The following is a 22,064-nucleotide window of genomic DNA, read 5'->3' on the forward strand; positions in this document are numbered from 1 at the left end:
TCCGATGAAAATCGCCATCATCATTCTTAACATTTTAGATTAAGAGAACTCATTAACCGATTCTTGTGACTCACCCGCAGGCCCTTCTGCGGGGTACGCCCTGTTGGTTTACGAGCCCTTAAGAGGTTGTCGGAAATTATTGACGAGAGGCGTAAACGAATCGTTACACCGCGCGGTGGGGAAAAGAAGCTGGGGAAACTGAATTGAAGGCGCTGATCGAACAGATCGCTTCCCTGCCGACCGCTGAAACCTTCGGGCGCGTGGCGGCGGTGCAGGGGTTGCTGCTTGAGGTCGCCGGGCCGGTGCAGGCCATGCGGATAGGCTCGCGCGTCGACATAGCTGACGCAGCGGCAGGCGATATTAGTTGCGAGGTCGTCGGCTTCAAGAACGACCACGCGATATGTATGCCATTTCGGCACATCGACGGTGTGCGCATGGGCTGCAAGGCCGTCGTCGCCAGCCAGGACCAGAGCGTGCGCCCGACGCCAGCCTGGCTCGGCAGGGTGCTGAATGCCTTTGGCGAGCCGATCGACGGCAAGGGCCCGCTGCCGCAGGGCGCCGATGCGCGGCCGCTTCGCGCCCCACCGCCTCCCGCGCAACTGAGATCGCGTGTCGGCGAGCCGATCGACCTGGGCATTCGCGCCCTCAACACCTTCCTGACCTGCTGCCGCGGCCAACGCATGGGCATTTTCGCCGGGTCCGGCGTCGGCAAGTCGGTTCTGTTCTCGATGCTTGCGCGCAATACCGGTGCCGACGTCACCATTATCGGCCTGATCGGCGAACGCGGCCGCGAGGTGCAGGAATTCATCGAGGACGACCTGGGTCCCGAGGGCCTGAAGAACGCCATCGTCGTGGTCGCCACCTCCGACGAGACCGCGCTCATGCGCCGTCAGGCAGCCTGGCTGACCATGACGCTCGCCGAATACTTCCGCGACCGGGGCGCCGACGCCCTGTGTCTCATAGATTCACTCACCCGTTTCGCAATGGCACAACGCGAGGTCGGCCTGGCCGGCGGCGAGCCGCCGACGGCGAAAGGATACACGCCGACGGTATTTTCCGAGCTGCCCCGCCTGCTGGAGCGCGCCGGACCGGGCATCGGCAAGGGGTCCATCACGGGCCTTTTCACCGTTCTCGTCGAAGGTGACGACCACAATGAACCGGTTTCGGACGCCGTTCGCGCCATCGTCGACGGCCACGTCGTCATGGAGCGTTCCATCGCCGAACGCGGCCGTTTTCCGGCGATAAGCATTTTGAAATCCGTTTCGCGGACAATGCCCGGATCGGCCGATCCCGAGTATCGGCCGGTTATCCGAAAGGCCCGGGAATTGATGGCGACCTATACGGATATGGAAGAGTTGATCCGGCTCGGCGCCTATCGACGAGGTTCTAGCAGGGACGTCGACGAGGCGATCGACCGACACGCGGACTTGGAAGCCTTTCTCGCCCAGGAGAAGGACGAAACGAGTTCGATCCGGGACGGTTATGACCAACTGGCACGGATCGTGATTGGTAGCGGCGAGGAAGCCCCTCAGGAACGTGGAGCACTGACCGATGAAGTCTCGCGATAGCCTTATCCGCCTAAAGCGGTTCCAGGTTGACGACAAGCGTCGCCAGGTGACCCAGATTGAAACAATGATTGCCGATTTCGAACGGATGGCGGACGAACTCGACCGCCAGATCGTCGAAGAGGAACAGCGGGTCGGCGTCACCGATATCACGCATTTCGCCTATCCGACCTTCGCCAAGGCCGCCATGCAGCGCCGCGACAATCTCAAGGGGTCCGTCGACGGCCTGAAGGAGCAGCTCGCCAGCGCCCAGGGCCAGCTTGCCGAGGCGTTCGAGGAGCTGAAGAAGGTGGAAATGCTCGAGGAGCGCAACGTGGAGCGGGAGCGCCACAGCGAAAACCAGCGCTCACAGGCCGAGATGGATGCCATCGGCCTGGCAATGCACCTGCGCGCCGGCTGACATCGCGCGACCCGCGCGACTACCGCCCGTCGGAGACGACCGGGCCAACCTTGAACGCCGACAGCCGCTCGTAGATCGGACGCGCGGCGTCGGCGATCCTTCTCAGAGGATCGGGCAGGTCGGTCACGTCCTTGCCCGGCTGCCCGAAGCCGGTGGAGGCATTGACGGCCTCGTACCAGTGGGCGCCCCACACGCCGTCGCTGTCGCGCGGACCGGCCGGCCAGCCCAGCATCGCGTGGCTGAACGGAATGCCGATCGCCGCGCACAACGCCGCCAGCGTCCCCGCCGGGTTCTCCAGGACGTCGCGCGCCTCGATGACCGGCGGCGCCGCGCCCAGCGCATCCGCCACGCGGTCGAACAGCGCGCCCTGCTGCATGAAGCCTATGTCTTCGAGCGTCACCGCCTCGCGCTTTCGCACGTAGGATCCGAGAACGTTGTCGGGCCGGCGGATCAAAAAGGCGTTCGTCACCCGATCCATCCAGTCGCGGCCGATCTCCGGGATCATGTGGTGGGTCATGTGCTTCTGATAGAACACCGAAACACCGTCCGGCAACGGTCCGACCAGGCCGTCGGCCACCTTGCGCCAGTCCGTTTCGCCGGCGGCGATCACCGCGTCGCGCATCGGATGGTCGATGCCGGTAAGTGCGAGATAGGCCGCGTAGAACGGCTCGTCGACGACGACGGTATCCGGCCTGTTCTCGAAGGCGCGCATCATTGCCGTCGAGATATTCCGCGGCCCCGACCACATGGCGATCCTGACCGGCTCCGCGTTCGTCATGCCCCCTCCTCCGGAAAATTCTCGTAGTGAATTGATGTCACCTTGGCTTCCCGCGCTGTCGCCTGCAACTATATCGACGCGCTATGCCGTCACGCGATGCCGTCCCAGGGCGGTGGAAAAGGTCAGGTGCCGATGTCCGAAATCAATTCCCTGATGCCGCGCCAGCCGGTGCCCGAGCTTGCGGTGGATCTCGCCGAGGGCGGCACATGGCGTCTCGCCGACCAGACGCCGAAGACCTTCACGATGATCGTGTTCTACCGCGGCCTGCATTGCCCGATCTGCAGCCGCCAGCTGCGCGAGATCGAGGAGCTGCTGGAGGAGTTCCAGGAGCGCGGCATCGAACCGATCGCCATTTCCTCGGATACGCGCGAGGCCGCCGAGAAGACTAAGGACGACTGGATGCTCGACGACCTGACCGTCGGCTATGGCCTGGATTTCGCCACCGCCCGCAGGTGGGGGCTCTATATATCCGAAGGCGTGCCCAAGCCGCCGCCGAGCCTGCCGGAGCCGGCGCTGTTCACCGAGCCCGGGCTGTTCCTGGTGCGCCCCGACGGCACCCTCTACTTCGCGTCGGTGCAGACCATGCCCTTCGCCCGGCCTTCGATGCAGGCGGTGCTGGCCGGCATCGATTTCGTGCTGGCCAAGGACTACCCCGCCCGCGGCGAGGTGGTGAGCTGGGAAAAAGCGCTGGCGGCGGAATAGGCCCCGCCGCCGGCATTTCCGTCTCTACCGGACGATCACGTTCCTGAACTGCCAGGGATCCTCCGCGTCGATATCCTCGGGGAACAGTTCGCCGCGGTCGACCAGCGGGTTCCAGTCCGTGTAGTAGCCCTTGACCGGACCGAGATAGGGACGCTGGATCTCGAGGCAGCGCCGGTAATCCATCTCGTCGGCCTCGACCACCGCCTCGCGCGGGTTCTCCAGCGCCCAAATCATGCCAGCGAGCACCGCCGACGTAACCTGAAGGCCGGTCGCGTTCTGGTACGGCGCGAGCGTGCGCGTCTCCTCGATGGAGAGCTGCGACCCGTACCAGTAGGCGTTCTTGGAATGGCCGTAGAGAAGTACGCCAAGCTCGTCGATGCCGTCGACGATGTCCTTTTCGTCGAGGATCACCCAGTCCGTCTGGGCCTGCCACTGGCGGCCGGCCATCTCGTTCAGCGACAGCACCGCGTCGTTGCAGGGATGGTAGGCGTAGTGGCAGGTCGGCCGGTAGACCGCCTCGCCGTCCTCGCGGACCGTGAAGTAATCGGCGATCGTGATCGACTCGTTGTGGGTGATCAGGAAGCCGTGCTGGGCCTTCGCCGTCGGCGTCCAGCTGCGCACCTTGGTGCCAGCCCCGGGCCTCATCAGATAGATCGCCGAGCCGCATCCATAGTCATGCGTGCGCCCGTCCGGCGGCAGTGCCTTCTCGTGCGTGCCCCAGCCGAGTTCGGCCGGCTGCACGCCCTCGGCGATGAAGCCCTCGACCGACCAGGTGTTGACGAACACCTCGAACGGCCGCGGATCACGGGCACGCTGGGTGTCGCGCTCGGCGATGTGGATGCCCTTGACGCCGAGCCGGCGGGCGAGCTTGCCCCACTCCTCCCGGCTCTCCGGATGCTCGTAGGCGACACCGAGATCGTCGGCGAGGTTGACCATCGCCTGTTTGACCAGCCACGACACCATGCCCGGATTGGCGCCCGAGCAGGAGATCGCCGTGGAGCCGGACGGCTTGCGCCGCTTCAGCTCGAGGACGGATTCGCGCAGGGCGTAGTTCGAGCGCTGCGAAACGCTGAGGCTCGAATCCGTGTAGTAGCCGAGCCACGGCTCGGCAACCGTATCGACATAGAGGCAGTCGAGCTCGATGCAGAGCTCCATGATCGCCACGCTCGACACGTCGACGGACAGGTTGACGCAGAATCCCTTGCGGCCGCCGGCGGTCAGCAGCGGTGTCAGCACCTCGCGGTAGGTCTCCCGCGTGATCGCCTCCTGCAGGAAACGCACGCCGTTCTCCTCGGCGATGTGCCGGTGCGCGTCGCTCGGATCGACGATCACCATGTCCGCCCTGTCGAACGCGATGTGCCTCAGGATCAGCGGCAATGTGCCGGTGCCGATCGAGCCGAAGCCGATCATCACGATCGGCCCGTCGAATGTCGCGTGGGTCTTCCAGTCTGCCATTCTCTGTCAAATCCTTCCGTCTCGTGGGGCGGTCCGGGCCTTCGTCCCCCGGATGTCAGTACGAATAGGCCGCGACCGCCCGGTCCATGTCCGCAAGCGGCGCCGCCCGCGCGGACGGCACGGGCGTGCCCGTGCCGCGTACGAGCCCCATCGCCCCGGCGAGCGCGCCCGGCACCAGTTCGAGGCCGAGGAACCGGTCGGGATCGACCGGGCCCGGCAGCGACAGGTCGAGCGTCAGGTCGCGACGGAAGTCGAAGCGGCCGTAGTAGGGAGCATCGCCCACAAGGATGACGGCACCGTGGCCGTCGGCATGGGCGCGCTTTAGGCTCGTTTCCACGAGCGCTGCGCCGATGCCCCGGCTGCGCAGGTCCGGATGCACCGCCACCGGCCCAAGCAGAAGCGCGGGAACATTGCCGGCCTCCACGTGCCACAGCCGGATCGTGCCGACCAGCCGCTGTCGCTCCATCGCGACGAGCGACAGCCCCTCGGCCGCGCCGCGTCCCTCGCGCAGGCGCTCGGCGGTCTTCATGTGCCGCCGCGCGCCGAATGCGTCGTCCAGCAGGGTCTCGATGGCCGGCGCGTCTTCCGGCCTTTCGGAAACGACCGTGATCATCGTTCCCTCCTCAGATCACGTAGGATTGCAGCGGCGCGAAGCCGTTGAAGGCGACGGACGCATAGGTCGTCGTATAGGCGCCGGTGGCTTCGATCAGGATCTCGTCGCCGATCTCCAGCCCCGTCGGCAGGGGATAGGGCTCGCGCTCGTAGAGCACATCGGCGGAGTCGCAGGTCGGACCGGCAAGGATGCAGGGCGCCACCTCGCCGCCGTCGCGCTGCGTGCGGATCGGATACCGGATCGCCTCGTCCATCGTCTCGGCGAGACCGCCGAACTTGCCGATGTCGAGGAACACCCAGCGCACCGGATCCTCGGCGCTCTTGCGCGAGATCAGCACGACCTCGGCCTTGATGACACCGGCGCCGCCGACCATGCCGCGGCCCGGCTCGATGATCGTCTCGGGCAGGCGATTGCCGAAATGGCGGCTGAGCGCGTCGAAGATCGACTCGCCGTAGGTGGCGACCGTCGGCACGTCCCTGAGGTAGCGGGTCGGGAAGCCGCCGCCGAGATTGACCAGCGTCAGCGTGATGCCGCGCTCGGCAAGCGTCCTGAACACGTTCGCCGCCGTGGCGAGAGCCCGTTCCCAGGCCCCGGCATCGCGCTGCTGCGAGCCGACATGGAACGAGACGCCGGCGGCGACGACGCCCGAGCGGTGGGCGTGCTCGAGCACCTGGATCGCCATCTCCGGCGCGCAGCCGAACTTGCGGCTGAGCGGCCATTCGGCACCCTCGCCGTCGGTCAGCACGCGGCAGAACACTCTCGATCCTGGCGCGGCGCGGGCGATCTTGTCGACCTCCTCGAAGCTGTCGACGGCGAAAAGGCGCACACCGAGTTCGTAGGCGCGCGCGATGTCGCGCTCCTTCTTGATCGTGTTGCCGAAGGAGATGCGGTCGGCCCCCGCGCCGGCGGCGAGCGCCATCTCGATCTCGGTGAGCGAGGCGGTGTCGAACGACGAGCCGAGCTCGGCGAGCAGGCTCAGGATCTCAGGCGCCGGATTGGCCTTGACCGCGTAGAAGATGCGGCTGTCCGGCAGCGCCCGGGTGAAGGCGTCGTAGTTGTCGCGCACGACATCGAGGTCGACGACGAGGCAGGGGCCTTCGGGTCGTCGCTCGGCAAGGAAAGAGCGGATACGGTCGGTGGTCATCGGGGTTGTCTCCCAATCCCAAAGGTTGAACCCACCGGTGCCCATGCCTTCGGCACCCGCGCTTTGGAGACGCGGAAGCCGTCAGCGTGGACGCCGACTACTGTGCTCCGGATGCGCGAACGCGATCGTCAAACCGATTCCACGTCCGGAACCTGGTTGCCTTTGATTGGATCGGGGATGCCGAACCGCACGTCGGGCAAGGATGGTGTGCCTCTTCAGTAACCCCGGCCTTTGGAGGAGCCGGCAGAGACCAAAAAAGCCCGCACCGTCGTTGCTTTAAGTCGCCACCCGCAGGAAGTTCCGGGGGTAGCCCGGCGACCACAGGCACGTGCGAATATTGGGCGAGCGCGTATGTAGGTGCTTCGCCCTTACTGCGCAATTAAAATTTCTATGACGCTCGACTTTTTCTGCCGCGGGGAGCGGCCGTCGCGAGCGCGACGCCGACCAGGATCGTCGCCATGCCGACCGCGTGGAAAATCCTGAACTGCTCGCCGAGGAAGGCCACGGCCATCAGCGCGCCGAAAAGCGGCATTAGGTGAAAGAACGGTCCGGCCCGGTTGGCGCCGATCAGTTCCACCCCCCGGTTGAAGAACGCGTAGGCGATGATCGAGGGAAAAATCACGACATAGAGGCAGGCCGCAACCGTCAGCGCGTCGAATTTCAGCACATAGCCGGTCGAGATTTCCCAGAAGAGCATCGGGCTGAGCAGGATGTCGCCGAACAGGAACGTCACCGTCAGGAAGCTGATCCAGTGAATCGGCGGTCGTTTGCGCAGAAGCGCCGAATAAAGGCCGTAGAGCACGACGGCCGCCAGGATCAGGATATCGCCGAAATTGAACCGGATCGACAGCAGCCGGGACAGATCGCCCTGGCTGATGATGACGACGACGCCACACAGCGAGACGAAGATGCCGATCGCCTGCCGAAACGTGAGACGCTCGGCGAACAGAATGAAGGTCGCCAGCGCGATGATCAGCGGCTGCGAGGACTGCAACAGCACGCCCGTCAGCGCGCCGGTATACTGCAGCCCGAAATAAACCATGGTGTTATAGGAGGTGATGCCGGTGAAGGAGAGGACCAGAATCATCGGCATGTGACGGCGGATCACCGGCCAGTCGCGTTTCAGGTGCGACCAGGCAAAGGGCAGCAGGATGAGGAAAGCGCCGCCCCATCGCACCGAAGCGAAGGCGACGGGCGGCACATGACCGGCCACGTAGCGCCCGAGGATCACGTTTCCCGCCCAGAAAAGGGTGGTCAGCGTCAGAAGCAGATAGGCCTGGCCATAAAGCCACTGGCCAATTCGGGCGATACAGGAGGGCATATTTACGCTAGGGACGGTTGGAAACCAGCTTCGCTACCGGCTATAGGCTTGTCTGTAAAGGTATAGGCAACAGTCGCGTCCGCGCGCGGTTACCGGTATAGTCTCGCGCCCTCGGCCGAGCCGACAGGGCGATCGGAAGGGAAATCGGAATTCAATGGCGAATGTTGTGGTCGTCGGCTCGCAATGGGGCGACGAGGGAAAAGGCAAGGTTGTCGACTGGTTGTCCGAGCGCGCCGACGTCGTCGTGCGCTTTCAGGGCGGCCATAACGCAGGTCATACGCTGGTCGTCGACGGCATTACGTACAAGCTGAGCCTGCTGCCGTCCGGCATCGTCCGGCCGGGTAAGCTCTCGGTGATCGGCAATGGCGTCGTGATCGATCCCTGGGCGCTCGCCGACGAGATCGGCCGGCTGGACGAGCAAGGCGTCTCGATAACCGCGGACAACCTGCGGATCGCCGACAACGCCACGCTGATCCTGCCGCTGCACCGCGAGCTCGACGCGATTCGCGAGGAGGCGGCCGGCACGGCCCAGATCGGGACCACCAAGCGCGGCATCGGCCCGGCCTACGAGGACAAGGTGGGTCGCCGCGCGATCCGCGTCTGCGACCTGGCCGAATCGGACAGCCTCGGCGACAAGATCGAGCGGCTCCTGGTTCATCACAACGCCCTGCGCCGCGGCCTCGGCCACCCGGAAGTCGACGCGGCCGCGCTCGAGGCGGAGCTGCGCGAGGTGGCGCCGAAGATCCTGCCCTATTCCTGCTCGGTGTGGTCCCTGCTCGACGGCGAACGCCGTCGCGGCCGGCGCATCCTCTACGAGGGAGCTCAGGGCACGCTGCTGGATGTCGACCACGGCACCTATCCTTACGTGACCTCCTCCAACACCGTCGCCGCGCAGGCGGCGACCGGCTCCGGCACGGGGCCCGGCGGGCTCGGATATGTGCTCGGCATCACCAAGGCCTACACGACGCGCGTCGGCGGCGGGCCGTTCCCGACGGAGGATTTGGGCGATGACGGCAACCGTCTGGGCGAGCGCGGCCGCGAATTCGGCACCGTGACCGGACGCAAGCGCCGGTGCGGCTGGTTCGATGCGGTGTTGGTGCGCCAGGCGATTCGCACCGGTGGCATCGACGGTATCGCCCTGACCAAGCTCGACGTTCTCGACGGTTTCGACGAACTCAAGATTTGCACCGAGTACCGCCTCGACGGGGCGCGGACGGACCATCTTCCCGCCTCCCGCGACGCCCAGGCCTCGGTCGAGCCGGTCTACGAAACATTCGAAGGATGGGCCGAAAGCACCGAAGGTGCGCGGTCCTGGGCCGATCTGCCCGCTCAGGCAGTCAAGTACGTGCGGCGCATCGAGGAATTGATCGGAGCGCCCGTCGCCCTGTTATCGACGAGCCCGCGCCGCGAAGACACCATTCTTGTCCACGATCCGTTTCAGGATTAAGCGTAGATACCCCTAGAGTAACGCAGCTCAGATCATGGCAGATTTCGTTTCCGTACTCAGGCGCGCCGTCGCGAACCTCGAGAATAACACCGAAGCCGCGCGGCACGCGATATACGACAAGGCGCGCGCGGCTCTGCGTGCGCAGCTCGAAGCGATCGACCCGCCGCTCGGGCCGGACGACATCGCCCGCCAGATCCAGAGCCTGGACGGGGCCGTCGGCGAACTGGAGGCCGAGTTTGCGCCCCAGCCAACGCCGCTGGAAGCCCACGAGGCGTTCCAGTCCGCGGTTTCGGAGTCCGAATCCCTCGGCGGTGCCGCGTCGACGGCGGCACGCGAGGCGCGCAAGACCCTCGACCGCATCGACGGGGACGGCCGGGACGAGGAAGCCCGCCGCGGCGCCGGACCGGCCGGCAACGCGCCGCCCGAGAGGCGCGAACCGTCCCTGGGCGCCCCCCAGGGCGCACCACGCCCCCCGGCGCCAGTCTCGACGCCCGCCTCGGGCGCCCCGGCGCCGGCTGCCGCCCCTCGCCCTCCCGCGCGGAAGCCGGAGGCGCCGAAACCCGCCTCTCCGGCTGCCGCGGCACCGCCCCGCGCACCAGTGCCTCCCCCGCCCCCGGCCGGAGGCCCCGCCCGACAGCCCGCCGCGCCCCGTCAAGCACCGCCGCCGGCTTCGGGACGGCAGGCCCCGCCCGCCGCCGACCTTTATGACGAGGACGATGATATCGAGCGCGGCGGCTCCGGACGGTTCGTCGCCTGGGGCATCCTGTTGCTGGTCGTCGTCGGGATCGTCGGTGTCGGCTTCTGGCAGCGCGATGCGCTGATGAACATGATGGCCTCGGTGAGCGGCTCGCAGGATACGACCGAGACGGCCGGCAACGGCAAGATCGCCGACCGAGTGCCGGGCAACGGGCAGCCGGCTGCCGAACCCGGAACCGGCCAGCCGGCCGCGGCGCCGGAAGCGCCCGTTCAGCAGCCGCCGTCGGCCGACGCCGAAGGCGCGCGCGTCGCCCAGGCGCTGCTGATAGAGGAGAGCGCCGGCGGCGTGACGCCCGCAAACACGCTCGGCGGCTCGGTCGACTGGACGCTCGTCGACGACACCGAGGCGATCGGCGGCGCGGAGAAGGTCATCCGTGGCGATGTCAATGTCCCCGAGCGGGACCTCAAGGTCACCGTCACGGTCCGGCGCAACAAGGACCAGGCACTGCCGGCAAGCCATCTCATCGAGCTCGTCTTCCAGACCGGCCCGGCCTTCACGCATGAAGGCATCGCCTCGATCCCGGGGCTGATCATGAAGGCTACGCCGCGTTCCACCGGCCAGCCCCTCGTCGGTGCGGTGGTGCCGGTGATGGACAACTACTTCCTCATCGGCCTGTCGCAGACCGAGATCGACCAGGAACGAAACGTGCAGGAAATCACCTCGCGGGACTTCATCGACATACCGGTCAGCTACAAGGATGGCGGGCGCGCGGTGCTGTCGCTGGCCAAGGGCGAGTCCGGCAAGGCGATATTCGAGGAAGCCTTCGCGACGTGGGGCGCGCAGTAGGCCGACCGGTCACTGCGGACAACGAATTTTCCTGGCGGCGGCTTGCCTTGGCCGCGACTCTGCGCCATGTTCCGTGCTGTTCCGAGGGGTGCTCCGCAAGGAGCTGAGATGGTCTCTCCGCCTGCAAGGGTGGTCCGGCCGAACCCTTCGAACCTGATCCGGGTCATACCGGCGAAGGGACTGGAACCTGCTTCCCCTGAGCCCGAATTCCCCGGATCTCCCTGTGTCGCACGAGAGGAGATCCATGATGCGTAAGACCTTTCACCACCCGCCCCCGGCGCCGCCGGGCTGATCCGATGACGCGCCTCCTGCGGGCGGTTGTCGTTGCCGCGCTGATCCTGGGGATCTGGCAGGCATTGGTGACGGCATTCGCCGTGCCCGGCTACATCCTGCCGCCGCCGACCCGGATCGCGGCACAGCTCATGGCCCAGCCCGAGTTTCTCGCTCGCAACGCGGCGGTGACGGCGATCGAAATCGTGATCGGCCTCATCGTCGGCGCCGGGCTGGGCGTCGCCACCGCCCTTGCCGCCAGCCTTTTTCCGGCTGCCGGACGAGTGCTGCTGCCGGTCATGGTGGCGAGCCAGGCCCTGCCCGTCTTCGCCATCGCGCCGCTGCTCGTCATCTGGCTCGGCTTCGGCCTCGCCTCGAAGATCGTCATGGCGACGCTGATCATCTTCTTTCCCGTCGCCTCGGCCTTCCTCGACGGCTTGCGCCGCACCGATCCGGGCCTGCTCGATCTCGCCGCCATCAGCGGCGCCAGCCGTTTCGACACGCTGCGGCTGATCCGCCTACCCTCCGCCCTGCCCGGTCTCGCCTCCGGCCTGCGCGTCGCCGCCGCCGTCGCCCCGATCGGCGCCGTGGTCGGCGAGTGGGTCGGCGCCTCCGCCGGCCTGGGATTCGTCATGCTGCAGGCCAATGCCCGCATGCAGACCGACATGCTGTTCGCCGCTCTCTTCCTCCTCGGCCTGATGGCGCTCCTCATGCGCGCCCTCGTCGATGCGCTCGCCAGGCGCATGGTGCCGTGGATCGCGGAAACCGAAACCTGATCACACCAACGGAGCCAACAAGACAATGCGTTCCCTGCTTTTTGCCCTCACCCTGCTCGCCGGCCTCGCGCCGCTCGGCGCCTCCGCGGCCGACAAGCTCACCGTGCTGCTCGACTGGTTCGTCAACCCCGACCACGCCCCGCTGATCGTCGCCGCGGAGAAGGGCTACTTCGCCGACCAGGGCCTCGACGTCGAGTTGGTGCCGCCGGCCGACCCCAGCGCGCCGCCGCGCCTCGTCGCCAGCGGCCAGGCCGATATCGCCGTGTCCTATCAGCCCAACCTGCACATGCAGGTGAAGGAGGGCCTGCCGCTCACCCGCATCGGCACGCTGGTCGAGACGCCGCTCAATTCGCTGGTCGTGCTCGAAGACGGACCGATCGCCGATATCGCCGCCCTGAAGGGCAAGACCATCGGCTTCTCGGTCGGCGGCTTCGAGGATGCCCTGCTCGGCGCGATGCTGGAGACGGCGGGACTGACGCTCGACGACGTCAAGCTCGTCAACGTCAACTTCTCGCTGTCGCCGTCCCTGTTCGCCGGCCAGGTCGACGCCGTCATCGGGGCCTTCCGCAATTTCGAGCTGAACCAGATGGACATCGAGGAGCGTCCCGGGCGTGCCTTCTATCCGGAGGAGAATGGCGTCCCGGTCTATGACGAGCTGGTCTTCATCGCCCGCAACGACGCCCTGGACGACGACCGCCTGTCGCGTTTCGTCACGGCGGTCGAACAGGCGACGATCTGGCTGACCAACCACCCCGAGGAAGGCTGGGACCTGTTCGCGGCGAAGTATCCGGAACTGAACGACGAGCTCAACGAGCGCGCCTGGTTCGATACCCTGCCCCGCTTCGCCAAGCGCCCCGCCGCCCTCGATACCGGCCGCTACGCACGCTTCGCCGCATTCATGAAGGACCGCGGCCTGATCGACGAGATCGTTCCGGTCGAGACCTACGCGGTGGAGCTGAACTGAGGCACGGGCCGCAGCCCCCCCCCGAGATGCCCGGGTCATGCCCGGGCATGACGTGCATAACGTCTTCGCCTCTGCGTCATTGCCGGGCGTGACCCGGCAATCTCGGACGTATGGCACGGCCCTTCCGCCCCCTGGCCGCCGACCCGACACATCAGCTTGTCCCGCGGCAGCCTTCAAATCCGCCGCACCCGATGTAGAGTAACGTCTCCCTGGTCGCCCCACCTCAAGGAGAACGCCGTGATCGACCTCTACACTTGGTCCACGCCGAACGGCCGTAAGGTTTCGATCGCTCTGGAAGAGCTCGGTCTGCCCTACAAGGTCCACGAGATCGACATCACCAAGGACCAGCAGTTCGCTCCCGAGTTCCTGAAGATCAGCCCCAACAACAAGATTCCGGCGATCGTCGACAACGACAACAACGGCCTGTCGCTGATGGAATCCGGTGCGATCCTGCTCTATCTCGCCGGGAAGACCGGCAGGCTCATCCCCTCCGGCGATGCCAACTACTGGCACACGGTCGAGTGGCTGATGTGGCAGATGGGCGGATTCGGCCCGATGCTCGGCCAGGCCCACCATTTCCTGCACTTCAACCCGGGCAAGGCCGAATACGCCGAGGAACGCTACGCCAAGGAGGCGTCCCGGCTCTATGGCGTCCTCGACACGCAGCTTCAGGGCAAGGACTTCATCGTCGGCGAGTACTCCATAGCCGATATCGCCACCTGGCCCTGGGCCTCGCGATTCGCGTGGCAGGGCGTCGACATCAACGCCTTTCCGAACGTCCGGGCCTGGTACCTGCGCATCGCCGAACGGCCCGCCGTGCAGAAGGGCTACGATACCCCTGTCCGCGGCCAGCCGATCCCGATGCCGTGAGCGCCCTTTACCATCGCGCCATCCGCGCGCCTGTGTCGCAAGCACGTCGCCGAGAACCACGCTAGATTGCCACCGTCATGAAGTTTCAAGGCGTCATTCGCAGCCTGATTCTGGAACGCCGGCCCTTCGCGGTGCTGGCGATCCTCGCTGCGTTGCTGCCCTATATCCTCTCCGGTACCGGACTTCACGGCGCCCCCGCCGGCTTTCGGCTGACCGACGGCACGCTCGTCATCTGCACCGCCGACGGTTTCGTCCGCGTCGCCGACGATGCGGGTGGCGACCGTCACGACGTCAACGACTGCTGCAAGTCCGGCTGCATTCACGCTGTCTCGAAGACCGCCATCGGCCCGGCCGGCATATCCCAACCGGCCCGGTTCGTCGCGGTGCGGACCATCGCCTGGCCGCCACTCGGCGACGGAGCCGATGCGTCCGCGACCGACGTCGCACCGAGTATCCGCGCGCCTCCTGCACGCCCCGCTTGACCGGAATGCCGGGCCCCGCGCCCGGCTTGATCAAGTCGAAATCCGTGGTGGACCGCTTTCCGCCGCACCGTGCCAGGAGACTATCATGCGTATCATCGCAGCAACCTGCCTTGCCCTTTCCCTGCTCGCCGCCCCCGCTATCGCGGGCGACTACACCTCAGGCTCGCTCACCATCGAGAATCCGTGGACCCGGGCCATGCCCCCCGGCGCCAAGGTCGGCGGCGGCTTCATGGTGATCACCAATTCCGGAGACACCGCCGATACCCTGGTGTCCCTGAAGACGCCGCGCGCCGATCGCGGCGAGATTCACGAGATGACCATGACCGAAGGCGTCATGAAGATGCGCGAGCTGGAAGGCGGTCTCGAGATCCCGGCGGGCGGCTCGGTCGAGCTGAAGCCCGGCAGCTACCACGTCATGTTCATGGGCGTGACCGACGGCTTCAAGGAAGGCGAGACGATCGAAGGCACGCTCGTCTTCGAGAGCGCCGGCGAGGTGCCGATCGCATTCACGGTCGGACCGGTCGGGGGCAAGATGGCCCCGATGAAGCACAACTGACCCACACCAACAAACCGCGAAAAGGACGGAAAAGCCGATGCGCGCAATTCGCTGGATCGCCTGGATCCTGGTCGTACTGGTCGCCGGCACCACCGTGGCGGTGCTGGTCAGCGACGATATCCGCGACGCCGTGCTCGGCAAACCGGGCCAGGGAACGGGCATCGCCGAGATCGGCGGCCCGTTCCAGCTCGTCGACCATACCGGCAAGCCGGTGACCGAGAAGGACTTCCTGGGCAAGCCGTCCGCCTTCTTCTTCGGCTTCACCCATTGCCCGGACGTCTGCCCCACGACGCTCTACGAGATGTCGACCTGGCTGGGCGAACTCGGCCCCGACGCCGACAAGCTCAACGTCGCCTTCGTCACCGTCGATCCGGAGCGCGACACGCCGGAGCTGATGAACAACTACCTCTCGGCCTTCGGCGACCGCATAGTCGGCCTGAGCGGCACGCCCGAGCAGGTCTCCCAGATCGTCAAGGAATACAAGGTCTATCGACGCAAGGTCGAACAGGAAGACGGCGAGTACGTCATGGACCACTCGGCGAGCGTCTACCTGATGGACGCCGACGGCAAGTTCGTCGGCACCATCGCCTACGGCGAGGCCGACGATATCGCGCTGGGCAAGCTGAAACGGCTGGTTGCGGGCGGATGAGGCGCTGCCCGCGCTAGCCAAAGTGTCACCGGGCTAGTCAAAGAAATGCGGCGGCGTATCGCGCAACAAACGCCGCAACTCAGCCCCGTGCCCCGGGCCGATCAGTGGGCCGGGCGCCGGGCGACTGCCGTTTCCGGCAGCGCCCGCGCGGTGTCGATCGCTAGAAGGCCAGAACCTTCGCCTGCTTGACGTGGGGCAGCTTCTCGACGGCCGCCAGCACGTCCGGCTGCAGCGGCTCGTCGATCTCGACGAGAGCGATCGCGTCGCCGCCGCGATTCTGGCGTCCGAGATTGAAGGTCGCGATGTTGACCCCGGAATTGCCCAGCACCATTCCGAGCGCGCCGATGAAGCCGGGCGTGTCCTCGTTGGTGATGTAGAGCATGTGCGGGGCGAGCTCCGCCTCCATGTTGATGCCCTTGATCTGGATGAGACGCGGCCGTCCGTCGGAGAACACCGTACCGGCGACCGACCGTTCCTGACGCTCGGTCTGCACGGTGAGGCGCACGTAGTTCTCGTAGGCGCCCTGCTGCTCCCGGCGCACTTCCTCGATCTGGATGCCGCGCTCGCGCGCGACCGCCGGCGCCGACACCATGTTGACGTCCTCCAGCAGCGGCCGCAGCACGCCTGCGATCGCCGCCGAGCTCAGGGCCTTCGTGTTCATCTCGGCGACCTCGCCGGCATATTCGAGACGCAGGCCCTTGATGCCCGTCTCGGTGAGCTGGCCCGCGAACGAGCCGAGCTGCTCGGCAAGCGACACGAACGGCTTCAGCCGCGGCGCTTCCTCGGCGCTGATCGAGGGCATGTTGAGCGCGTTGGTGACGGCACCGGTCAGCAGATAGTCGGCCATCTGCTCGGCGACCTGCAGGGCGACGTTCTCCTGCGCCTCTGTCGTGGCGGCGCCCAGATGCGGCGTGCAGATGACGTTCGGCGCGCCGAACAGGACGTTCTCCTTGGCCGGCTCCACAGCGAACACGTCGAAGGCGGCACCGGCGACATGGCCGGACTCGAGGGACTCGCGCAGCGCCTCCTCGTCGACGAGCCCGCCGCGGGCGCAATTGACGATGCGTACGCCCTTCTTGGTCTTGGCCAGCGCCTCACGCGACAGGATGTTGCGGGTCTTATCGGTCAGCGGCACATGCAGGGTGATGAAGTCGGCCCGGCGCAGGAGCTCGTCGAGATCGACCTTCTCGACGCCGAGATCCGTCGCCCGCTCTTCCGACAGGAACGGATCGTAGGCGATGACCTTCATCCGCAGTCCCTGCGCCCGGTCCGCGGCGATCGAACCGATGTTGCCGCAGCCGATGACGCCGAGCACCTTCGCCGTCACCTCGACGCCCATGAAGCGGTTCTTCTCCCACTTGCCGGCCTGCGTCGAGACGTCGGCCGACGGGATCTGGCGGGCCAGCGACAGCATCAGCGCGATCGCGTGTTCGGCCGTGGTGATCGAATTGCCGAACGGCGTGTTCATCACGATGACGCCGCGCTTGGTGGCGGCGGGCACGTCGATGTTGTCGACGCCGATGCCGGCGCGCCCGATCACCTTCAGCTTGTCCGCGCCGGCGATGACCTTTTCGGTCACCTTCGACGCCGAGCGCACGGCCAGCCCGTCATAATCGCCGATCCGCGCGGCGAAGGCTTCCTTGTCGGCGCCGAGATCGGGCTCGTAGTCGACCTCGATGCCGCGGTCCTTGAAGATCTGAACCGCCGCGGTCGACAGCTTGTCGGAAATGAGTACGCGAGGTGCCATGGTGTCTGGTCCTTGTCTCTGAGCCGGCTCCACGTCACGCCGGGCCCGGGCCGGGCATCGCGCGGAGGGAAATTCGGGAGGAGATTGCCGGGCCGGGCCCGGCAATGATGTGGTCCGTCGCGCGCGGCAATCAGGCCGCGCGGGCGAGCTCGGCCTTGGCGCACGCGTAGGCCCAGTCGAGCCAGGGCGTCAGCGCCTGGACGTCGGAGGCCTCGATCGTCGCGCCGCACCAGATCCGCAGACCTGGAGGCGCATCGCGGTAGTAGGCGATGTCGTAGGCGACGCCTTCCTTGTCGAGCATCGCGGCCACCGACTTGGCGAAGGCGGCCTGATCCTCGACCGGCCTGGCGGCGATGTCGGGATCGGTGAACGACAGGCATACCGAGGTGTTCGACCGGGTCTCCGGCGCCGTTGCCAGGAAGTCGATCCACGGCGTCGTCTCGACCCAGTCCGCGATCGCCGCCGTGTTCGCGTCGGCGCGCGCGACGAGGCCGTCGAGACCGCCGGCGGAGCGTGCCCATTCGAGCGCGTCGATATAATCCTCGACGCAGAGCATCGACGGCGTGTTGATGGTCTCGCCCTTGAAGATGCCCTCGTTGAGCTTGCCGGACTTGGTCATCCGGAAGATCTTCGGCAGCGGCCAGGACGGGGTGTACGTCTCCAGGCGCTCGACCGCGCGCGGGCTGAGGATCAGCATGCCGTGCGCCGCCTCTCCGCCAAGCACCTTCTGCCAGGAGTAGGTGACGACGTCGAGCTTGTCCCAGTCGAGCCGCTGGGCGAACACCGCCGACGTCGCGTCGCAGATGGTCAGGCCCTCGCGGTCGGCGGGGATCCAGTCGGCGTTCGGCACACGCACGCCGGAGGTCGTGCCGTTCCAGGTGAACACCACGTCGCGGGAGAAATCGACGGCCGACAAATCCGGCAGCTCGCCGTAGCCAGCCTTGGTGATCTTCGCGTCGTTGAGCTTGAGCTGCTTGACGACATCGGTCACCCAGCCCTCGCCGAAGCTTTCCCAGGCGAGCATCTCGACGCCGCGGGCGCCGAGCATCGACCACAGCGCCATCTCGACGGCGCCGGTATCCGACGCCGGCACGATGCCGATCCGATGGTCTGCGGGAATACCGAGGATTTCGCGGGTCAGGTCGATGGCGCGGGCGAGCCGCTCCTTACCCGGTTTGGACCGGTGCGAACGGCCGACGAGCGCGTCGGAAAGCGCTTCCAGCGACCAGTTCGGCCGCTTGGCGCAAGGTCCAGAGGAAAAATTGGGATTTTCCGGCCGAGTGGCCGGTTTCGTAGTCGTGGTCATGTGCCTCTACCCTTCCAGATAGGTGCCCCTCGTTGGGGAGGGGTGTCCCGCGGATGGGGGTAGTCCCGATCGCGCCCGCTGTCAAATGAATTGAAAGCGACAGCCGGTTGCCGGCCTGCGACACAAAGCGCGACGGGTATTGAGAGGCGCAACGAAAAGCGGCGGGCCTCGGCCCGCCGCAGTGTTGGAAATCCCAGCAGGACCGCCGCTTGGCGATCCCGGCTTTGGGTCGATCAGTCGATCAGGAACCGCGCGCCGATGCGGAATTCGTGGGCGGCGATATCGGTGACCTCGATGTGGTTGCCCCACTGGTCGTTGGTATCCACGTCGCCCAGCGACACGTAGCGATAGTTCATGTCGACCAGCCAGTTCTCGGTCACCGCGTAGCTGGCGCCACCCGTGAGAGACCAGGCGAAGTTCCAGGAGTTGGCATCCGAGCCGAGCGACTGCAGGCCCGCCGGATTGAGCGGCGGATTGGTGTGACGGTAGTCCTTCAGGCGAACATTCGCCGTACCGATGCCGCCGCCGACGTAAGGCGTCAGCCCCCCCCAGGTGCCCAGGTCGACATAGACGTTCGCCAGTATAGTCCAGGCGGAGATCCGGCCGGTCGCGTTCGAATAGGCCGATCCGCACGCAACGAACGGACAGGGCACGCTGCCGGTGAAGTCCGCCGGCGCCTCGTAGTCGACCGTGATGTCGGAGCGGAACCACGGATTGAACTGGTAGCCAACACCGCCGCCGATCAGGAAGGCGTTGTCGATCGATTCGTCGACATCCTGAAAGACGAAGTTGCCGGGAATCAGGGTGTAGGTGGCGTCCGGCGAGCTGTAGACCTTGTAGCCGATGTCGCCGCGCAGATACCACGTAGAGCCGATCTCGACTGGCAGGATCGGCTCCAGGAAGGCGTCCGAGTAGTCCGCGGCGTGTGCGCCGCCCGCGCTCAGGGCCACCGTGACCCCTGCTGCCGCGATGAATTTCTTGAGGCTGCCCATGGCCTGACTCCGTAAATCTTAGCGCGACCCGAAGACGCCGGCGACCGCGCGGTTACGTTCGAGATGTACTATGCCGGCAAAATCGTTAAGACGGGCTTAACCACGTTCCTTAACTACGTTTGTTAAGGCGCTGAATTCTTACCGAACTCTTAATTTTACCCGCACCGACGCCGCGACGACTTCCCACCCGTCGCGGCGCGCCGCGACGGCCGTGTGTCCCGGCAAAAAGAGGAAGAGCGGCGGACCACCGGTCCGCCGCCCTTGATGACTGCTTGAGATCAGCCTGACGGTAGTCCGCCCTTGCAGGGCGCCCTACTGAAAGGCGTAGCGCACGCCCAGATGGACGTCATGCGACGTCAGGCTGTCGAAGATCATCGGATTGTTGACGGTGTTGAGGCCGTTGTAGCCGACGATATCGCCCGTTTCGCCGTCCCCCAGATCGACGTAGCGATAGCCGAGATCCACGGTGACGTTCTGCGTCACTTCCCAGCCGGCACCCGCGTGAAGCGCCCAGGCGAAGTTCCACTTGGACGCGGACGGGGCATAGGCGACGGCGCCGTTGGGCGTGTTGATGTCCTGGAAGTTGCTGATGGTGTTGCGCGATGCGCCGATACCCCCGCCCACATAGGGCGTGATCCCCCACCAGGTGCCGAGATCGACATAGGCGTTCGCCATCAGCAGCCATTCGTACTTGGTGGCGCTGTAGTCGTTGCTGCCGTCCCAGATATTGTCGCCGTTGAAATCATACCGGTCGAGCGCCGTGAAGCTGGCCTTGCCGCGATACTCGCCCGTGAGGTCGGCGCGGAACCATTCGTTGAACTCGTAGCCGACGCCGAGGCCGTAGATCGGCGCGGCATCGAATCCGCCCGAATCGAGGAATTCGACCGTGCCCGGCGTGAACAGCACGTTGTCGAGTTTGCCGAGCTGCTGGTTGCTCATGCCGATATAGCCGCGCAGATACCATCCGCCGACCGGCACCGGTTCGACATAGGGCACGATCGGCACGTCGGCGGCACGCGCGAACCCCGTCATCGCCATAGCGGCGATCGAGGCCGCGAGAATGGTTCTCAGACTTCCGTTCATAACCTGTACTTCCCCATCGCTGCGACCGGCAGCCAAACGCGCCGCGCCAGTGAATCGACTCCACAGTGACTATGGGGAACATTGGTTAAGGGCAGTTTAACCAAGCTTTTTAACTACGTTTTTTAACCAGCGGCGCTCCCGGGCGCCGGTTTTGTTTCGTATCCCTGATTTCGGCTTCACCTCGTCTGGCAATCGCGCTAGAGCGGAGCACGGACCCGGGAGCCTGACGATGACCACGACGGATCGCCTCGACAGCCAGCGCCACCTGTTCGACATCCCGCGCGACGTGGTGTGGATGAACTGCGCCTACATGTCGCCGCTTATGAACGCGGCCGTAGCCGCCGGCGAGGAAGGCATTCGCCGCAAGGCACATCCCTGGTCGATGACACCGCCCGACTTCTTTTCCGAGTCCGAGGATGCCCGCACCCTGTTCGGTCGCCTCGTCAACGCGCCCGCCGAGGCCGTCGCGATCGTGCCGTCCGCCTCCTACGGGATCGCGGTTGCCGCGGCCAATACGCTCGTGTCGTCCGGCCAGAGCATCGTACTGCTCGAAGACCAGTTCCCCTCCAACGTCTACGCCTGGCGGCGCAAGGCGTCGGAAAACGGCGCCCGGGTGCGCACCGTCACCCGGGCCGAGGCGAGCGGCGCTAACGGCGCGACGGACTGGACGTCCGCGCTCGTCGCCGCGATCGACGACGACACCGCGGTCGTCGCCGCGCCCAACTGCCTGTGGACCGACGGGTCGCTGATCGACCTCGAGACGGTCGGCGAGGCGGCCCGGCGCCACGGCGCGGCTCTGGTGCTCGATCTCACCCAGTCCGCCGGCGTGATGCCGTTCGACGTATCCGCCGTACAGCCGGATTTCGCCGTCGCCGCCACCTACAAGTGGCTGCTCGGTCCCTATTCGCTCGGCTTTCTCTACGCCGCTCCGCATCGTCAGTCCGGACGGCCGCTGGAGGAAGGCTGGATCACCCGCGCCGGCGCCCGGGATTTCGCCCGCCTCGTCGACTACCAGGACGACTACGAACCCGGCGCCCGGCGCTACGACATGGGCGAGCGCTCGAATTTCCATCTGATGCCGATGGCGACCGCCGCGCTCTCGCGAATTCTGGACTGGGGCGTGGACCGCATCGCCCGGACCCTCGGCGAACGCAACCGCGATATCGTCGAGCGCGCCGCCGGGCTCGGGTTCTCCGCCCCGCCGGAGGACTTTCGCGCCGCGCATTTCCTCGGGCTGCGCCACGTCGGCGGAATCCCGGCGACGCTGCTGGACACGCTGAAGGACAGGAATGTCTATGTGAGCGTGCGCGGCGATTCGATCCGCGTTACGCCGCATCTCTACAACGACGACGAGGACGTCGAGCGGTTCTTCGCCGCGCTGGAGGCCGCGCTCGTCTGAGG

The 22,064-nt window shown here is 66.2% G+C and carries 21 protein-coding genes and 1 riboswitch; of the genes, 12 read left to right on the forward strand and 9 right to left on the reverse strand.

Going from position 1 to position 22,064, the window contains the following annotated elements:
* Window positions 1-203: 203 nt before the first annotated feature.
* Both fliI and fliJ read left to right on the forward strand, forming a co-directional pair.
* Window positions 204-1,568 carry a flagellar protein export ATPase FliI gene (fliI, locus tag ACSF9G_RS04570; RefSeq protein WP_436638867.1) on the forward strand — a complete coding sequence of 455 codons (1,365 nt, stop codon included), beginning with the start codon at window positions 204-206 and terminating at the stop codon, window positions 1,566-1,568.
* On the forward strand, window positions 1,552-1,965 hold the full coding sequence (gene fliJ / locus ACSF9G_RS04575; RefSeq protein ID WP_436638868.1) for a flagellar export protein FliJ: 414 nt from the start codon (window positions 1,552-1,554) through the stop codon (window positions 1,963-1,965). The genes fliI and fliJ overlap by 17 nt, the downstream gene beginning before the upstream one ends.
* Before the next feature lie 19 nt (window positions 1,966-1,984).
* Here the strand turns inward: fliJ and ACSF9G_RS04580 are convergent, their stop codons facing one another.
* A complete protein-coding gene (locus ACSF9G_RS04580; RefSeq protein WP_436638870.1) occupies window positions 1,985-2,743 on the reverse strand; it encodes a sulfotransferase-like domain-containing protein in 759 nt (252 codons plus the stop codon).
* Window positions 2,744-2,875: 132 nt separating this feature from the next.
* Between ACSF9G_RS04580 and ACSF9G_RS04585 the strand changes: the two genes are divergently transcribed.
* Window positions 2,876-3,445 carry a redoxin domain-containing protein gene (locus tag ACSF9G_RS04585; protein WP_436639666.1) on the forward strand — a complete coding sequence of 190 codons (570 nt, stop codon included), beginning with the start codon at window positions 2,876-2,878 and terminating at the stop codon, window positions 3,443-3,445.
* Window positions 3,446-3,469: 24 nt separating this feature from the next.
* Here ACSF9G_RS04585 and ACSF9G_RS04590 read toward each other — a convergent pair whose 3' ends face one another.
* The 4 genes from ACSF9G_RS04590 to ACSF9G_RS04605 form a co-directional block, all read right to left on the reverse strand.
* Window positions 3,470-4,900, reverse strand: coding sequence for a homospermidine synthase (locus ACSF9G_RS04590; protein ID WP_436638872.1), 1,431 nt, complete (start codon window positions 4,898-4,900; stop codon window positions 3,470-3,472).
* A gap of 55 nt (window positions 4,901-4,955) precedes the next feature.
* A complete protein-coding gene (locus ACSF9G_RS04595) occupies window positions 4,956-5,513 on the reverse strand; it encodes a GNAT family N-acetyltransferase (protein ID WP_436638874.1) in 558 nt (185 codons plus the stop codon).
* Between the two features lie 10 nt (window positions 5,514-5,523).
* On the reverse strand, window positions 5,524-6,657 hold the full coding sequence (locus ACSF9G_RS04600; protein ID WP_436638876.1) for a type III PLP-dependent enzyme: 1,134 nt from the start codon (window positions 6,655-6,657) through the stop codon (window positions 5,524-5,526).
* Window positions 6,658-7,045: 388 nt separating this feature from the next.
* Complete coding sequence (locus ACSF9G_RS04605) at window positions 7,046-7,978, reverse strand: DMT family transporter (RefSeq protein WP_436638878.1); 933 nt, start codon at window positions 7,976-7,978, stop codon at window positions 7,046-7,048.
* 154 nt (window positions 7,979-8,132) lie between these two features.
* Here ACSF9G_RS04605 and ACSF9G_RS04610 point away from each other — a divergent pair, with 154 nt between their 5' ends.
* The 8 genes from ACSF9G_RS04610 to ACSF9G_RS04645 all read left to right on the forward strand — a co-directional run bounded on the left by ACSF9G_RS04610 (window position 8,133) and on the right by ACSF9G_RS04645 (window position 15,535).
* On the forward strand, window positions 8,133-9,425 hold the full coding sequence (locus tag ACSF9G_RS04610) for an adenylosuccinate synthase (protein ID WP_436638879.1): 1,293 nt from the start codon (window positions 8,133-8,135) through the stop codon (window positions 9,423-9,425).
* A 34-nt stretch (window positions 9,426-9,459) separates the two neighbouring features.
* The gene (locus ACSF9G_RS04615; protein WP_436638881.1) at window positions 9,460-10,968 is read left to right on the forward strand and encodes a hypothetical protein; all 1,509 of its coding nucleotides are present in this window, start codon (window positions 9,460-9,462) and stop codon (window positions 10,966-10,968) included.
* Between the two features lie 74 nt (window positions 10,969-11,042).
* Window positions 11,043-11,166, forward strand: a riboswitch (TPP riboswitch).
* 98 nt (window positions 11,167-11,264) lie between these two features.
* Window positions 11,265-12,014 carry an ABC transporter permease gene (locus ACSF9G_RS04620; RefSeq protein ID WP_436638883.1) on the forward strand — a complete coding sequence of 250 codons (750 nt, stop codon included), beginning with the start codon at window positions 11,265-11,267 and terminating at the stop codon, window positions 12,012-12,014.
* Window positions 12,015-12,039: 25 nt separating this feature from the next.
* Window positions 12,040-12,978 carry an ABC transporter substrate-binding protein gene (locus tag ACSF9G_RS04625; protein WP_436638885.1) on the forward strand — a complete coding sequence of 313 codons (939 nt, stop codon included), beginning with the start codon at window positions 12,040-12,042 and terminating at the stop codon, window positions 12,976-12,978.
* Between the two features lie 237 nt (window positions 12,979-13,215).
* Window positions 13,216-13,848, forward strand: coding sequence for a glutathione S-transferase family protein (locus tag ACSF9G_RS04630; protein ID WP_436638887.1), 633 nt, complete (start codon window positions 13,216-13,218; stop codon window positions 13,846-13,848).
* Between the two features lie 77 nt (window positions 13,849-13,925).
* Complete coding sequence (locus tag ACSF9G_RS04635; RefSeq protein WP_436638889.1) at window positions 13,926-14,330, forward strand: hypothetical protein; 405 nt, start codon at window positions 13,926-13,928, stop codon at window positions 14,328-14,330.
* Between the two features lie 85 nt (window positions 14,331-14,415).
* Window positions 14,416-14,886, forward strand: a complete 471-nt coding sequence (locus ACSF9G_RS04640; RefSeq protein ID WP_436638891.1) for a copper chaperone PCu(A)C — start codon at window positions 14,416-14,418, stop codon at window positions 14,884-14,886.
* Window positions 14,887-14,923: 37 nt separating this feature from the next.
* Window positions 14,924-15,535 (forward strand): SCO family protein, encoded by a 612-nt coding sequence (locus ACSF9G_RS04645; protein ID WP_436638894.1) that lies wholly within the window; start codon window positions 14,924-14,926, stop codon window positions 15,533-15,535.
* 160 nt (window positions 15,536-15,695) lie between these two features.
* Here the strand turns inward: ACSF9G_RS04645 and serA are convergent, their stop codons facing one another.
* The 4 genes from serA to ACSF9G_RS04665 form a co-directional block, all read right to left on the reverse strand.
* Window positions 15,696-17,282 (reverse strand): phosphoglycerate dehydrogenase, encoded by a 1,587-nt coding sequence (gene serA, locus ACSF9G_RS04650; protein ID WP_436638896.1) that lies wholly within the window; start codon window positions 17,280-17,282, stop codon window positions 15,696-15,698.
* A 130-nt stretch (window positions 17,283-17,412) separates the two neighbouring features.
* Complete coding sequence (locus tag ACSF9G_RS04655; RefSeq protein ID WP_436638898.1) at window positions 17,413-18,588, reverse strand: phosphoserine transaminase; 1,176 nt, start codon at window positions 18,586-18,588, stop codon at window positions 17,413-17,415.
* 233 nt (window positions 18,589-18,821) lie between these two features.
* Window positions 18,822-19,580 carry an outer membrane protein gene (locus ACSF9G_RS04660; protein WP_436638900.1) on the reverse strand — a complete coding sequence of 253 codons (759 nt, stop codon included), beginning with the start codon at window positions 19,578-19,580 and terminating at the stop codon, window positions 18,822-18,824.
* Window positions 19,581-19,892: 312 nt separating this feature from the next.
* Complete coding sequence (locus tag ACSF9G_RS04665; RefSeq protein WP_436638902.1) at window positions 19,893-20,663, reverse strand: outer membrane protein; 771 nt, start codon at window positions 20,661-20,663, stop codon at window positions 19,893-19,895.
* Window positions 20,664-20,892: 229 nt separating this feature from the next.
* On the opposite strand from ACSF9G_RS04665, the gene ACSF9G_RS04670 reads away from it, so the two are divergent.
* Entirely contained in the window at window positions 20,893-22,062 is a 1,170-nt protein-coding gene (locus ACSF9G_RS04670) for an aminotransferase class V-fold PLP-dependent enzyme (RefSeq protein WP_436638904.1), read from the forward strand.
* The last annotated feature ends 2 nt before the right edge of the window (window positions 22,063-22,064 follow it).

The organism is Microbaculum mangrovi, assembly GCF_051390635.1.
Lineage (GTDB): Bacteria > Pseudomonadota > Alphaproteobacteria > Rhizobiales > Tepidamorphaceae > Microbaculum.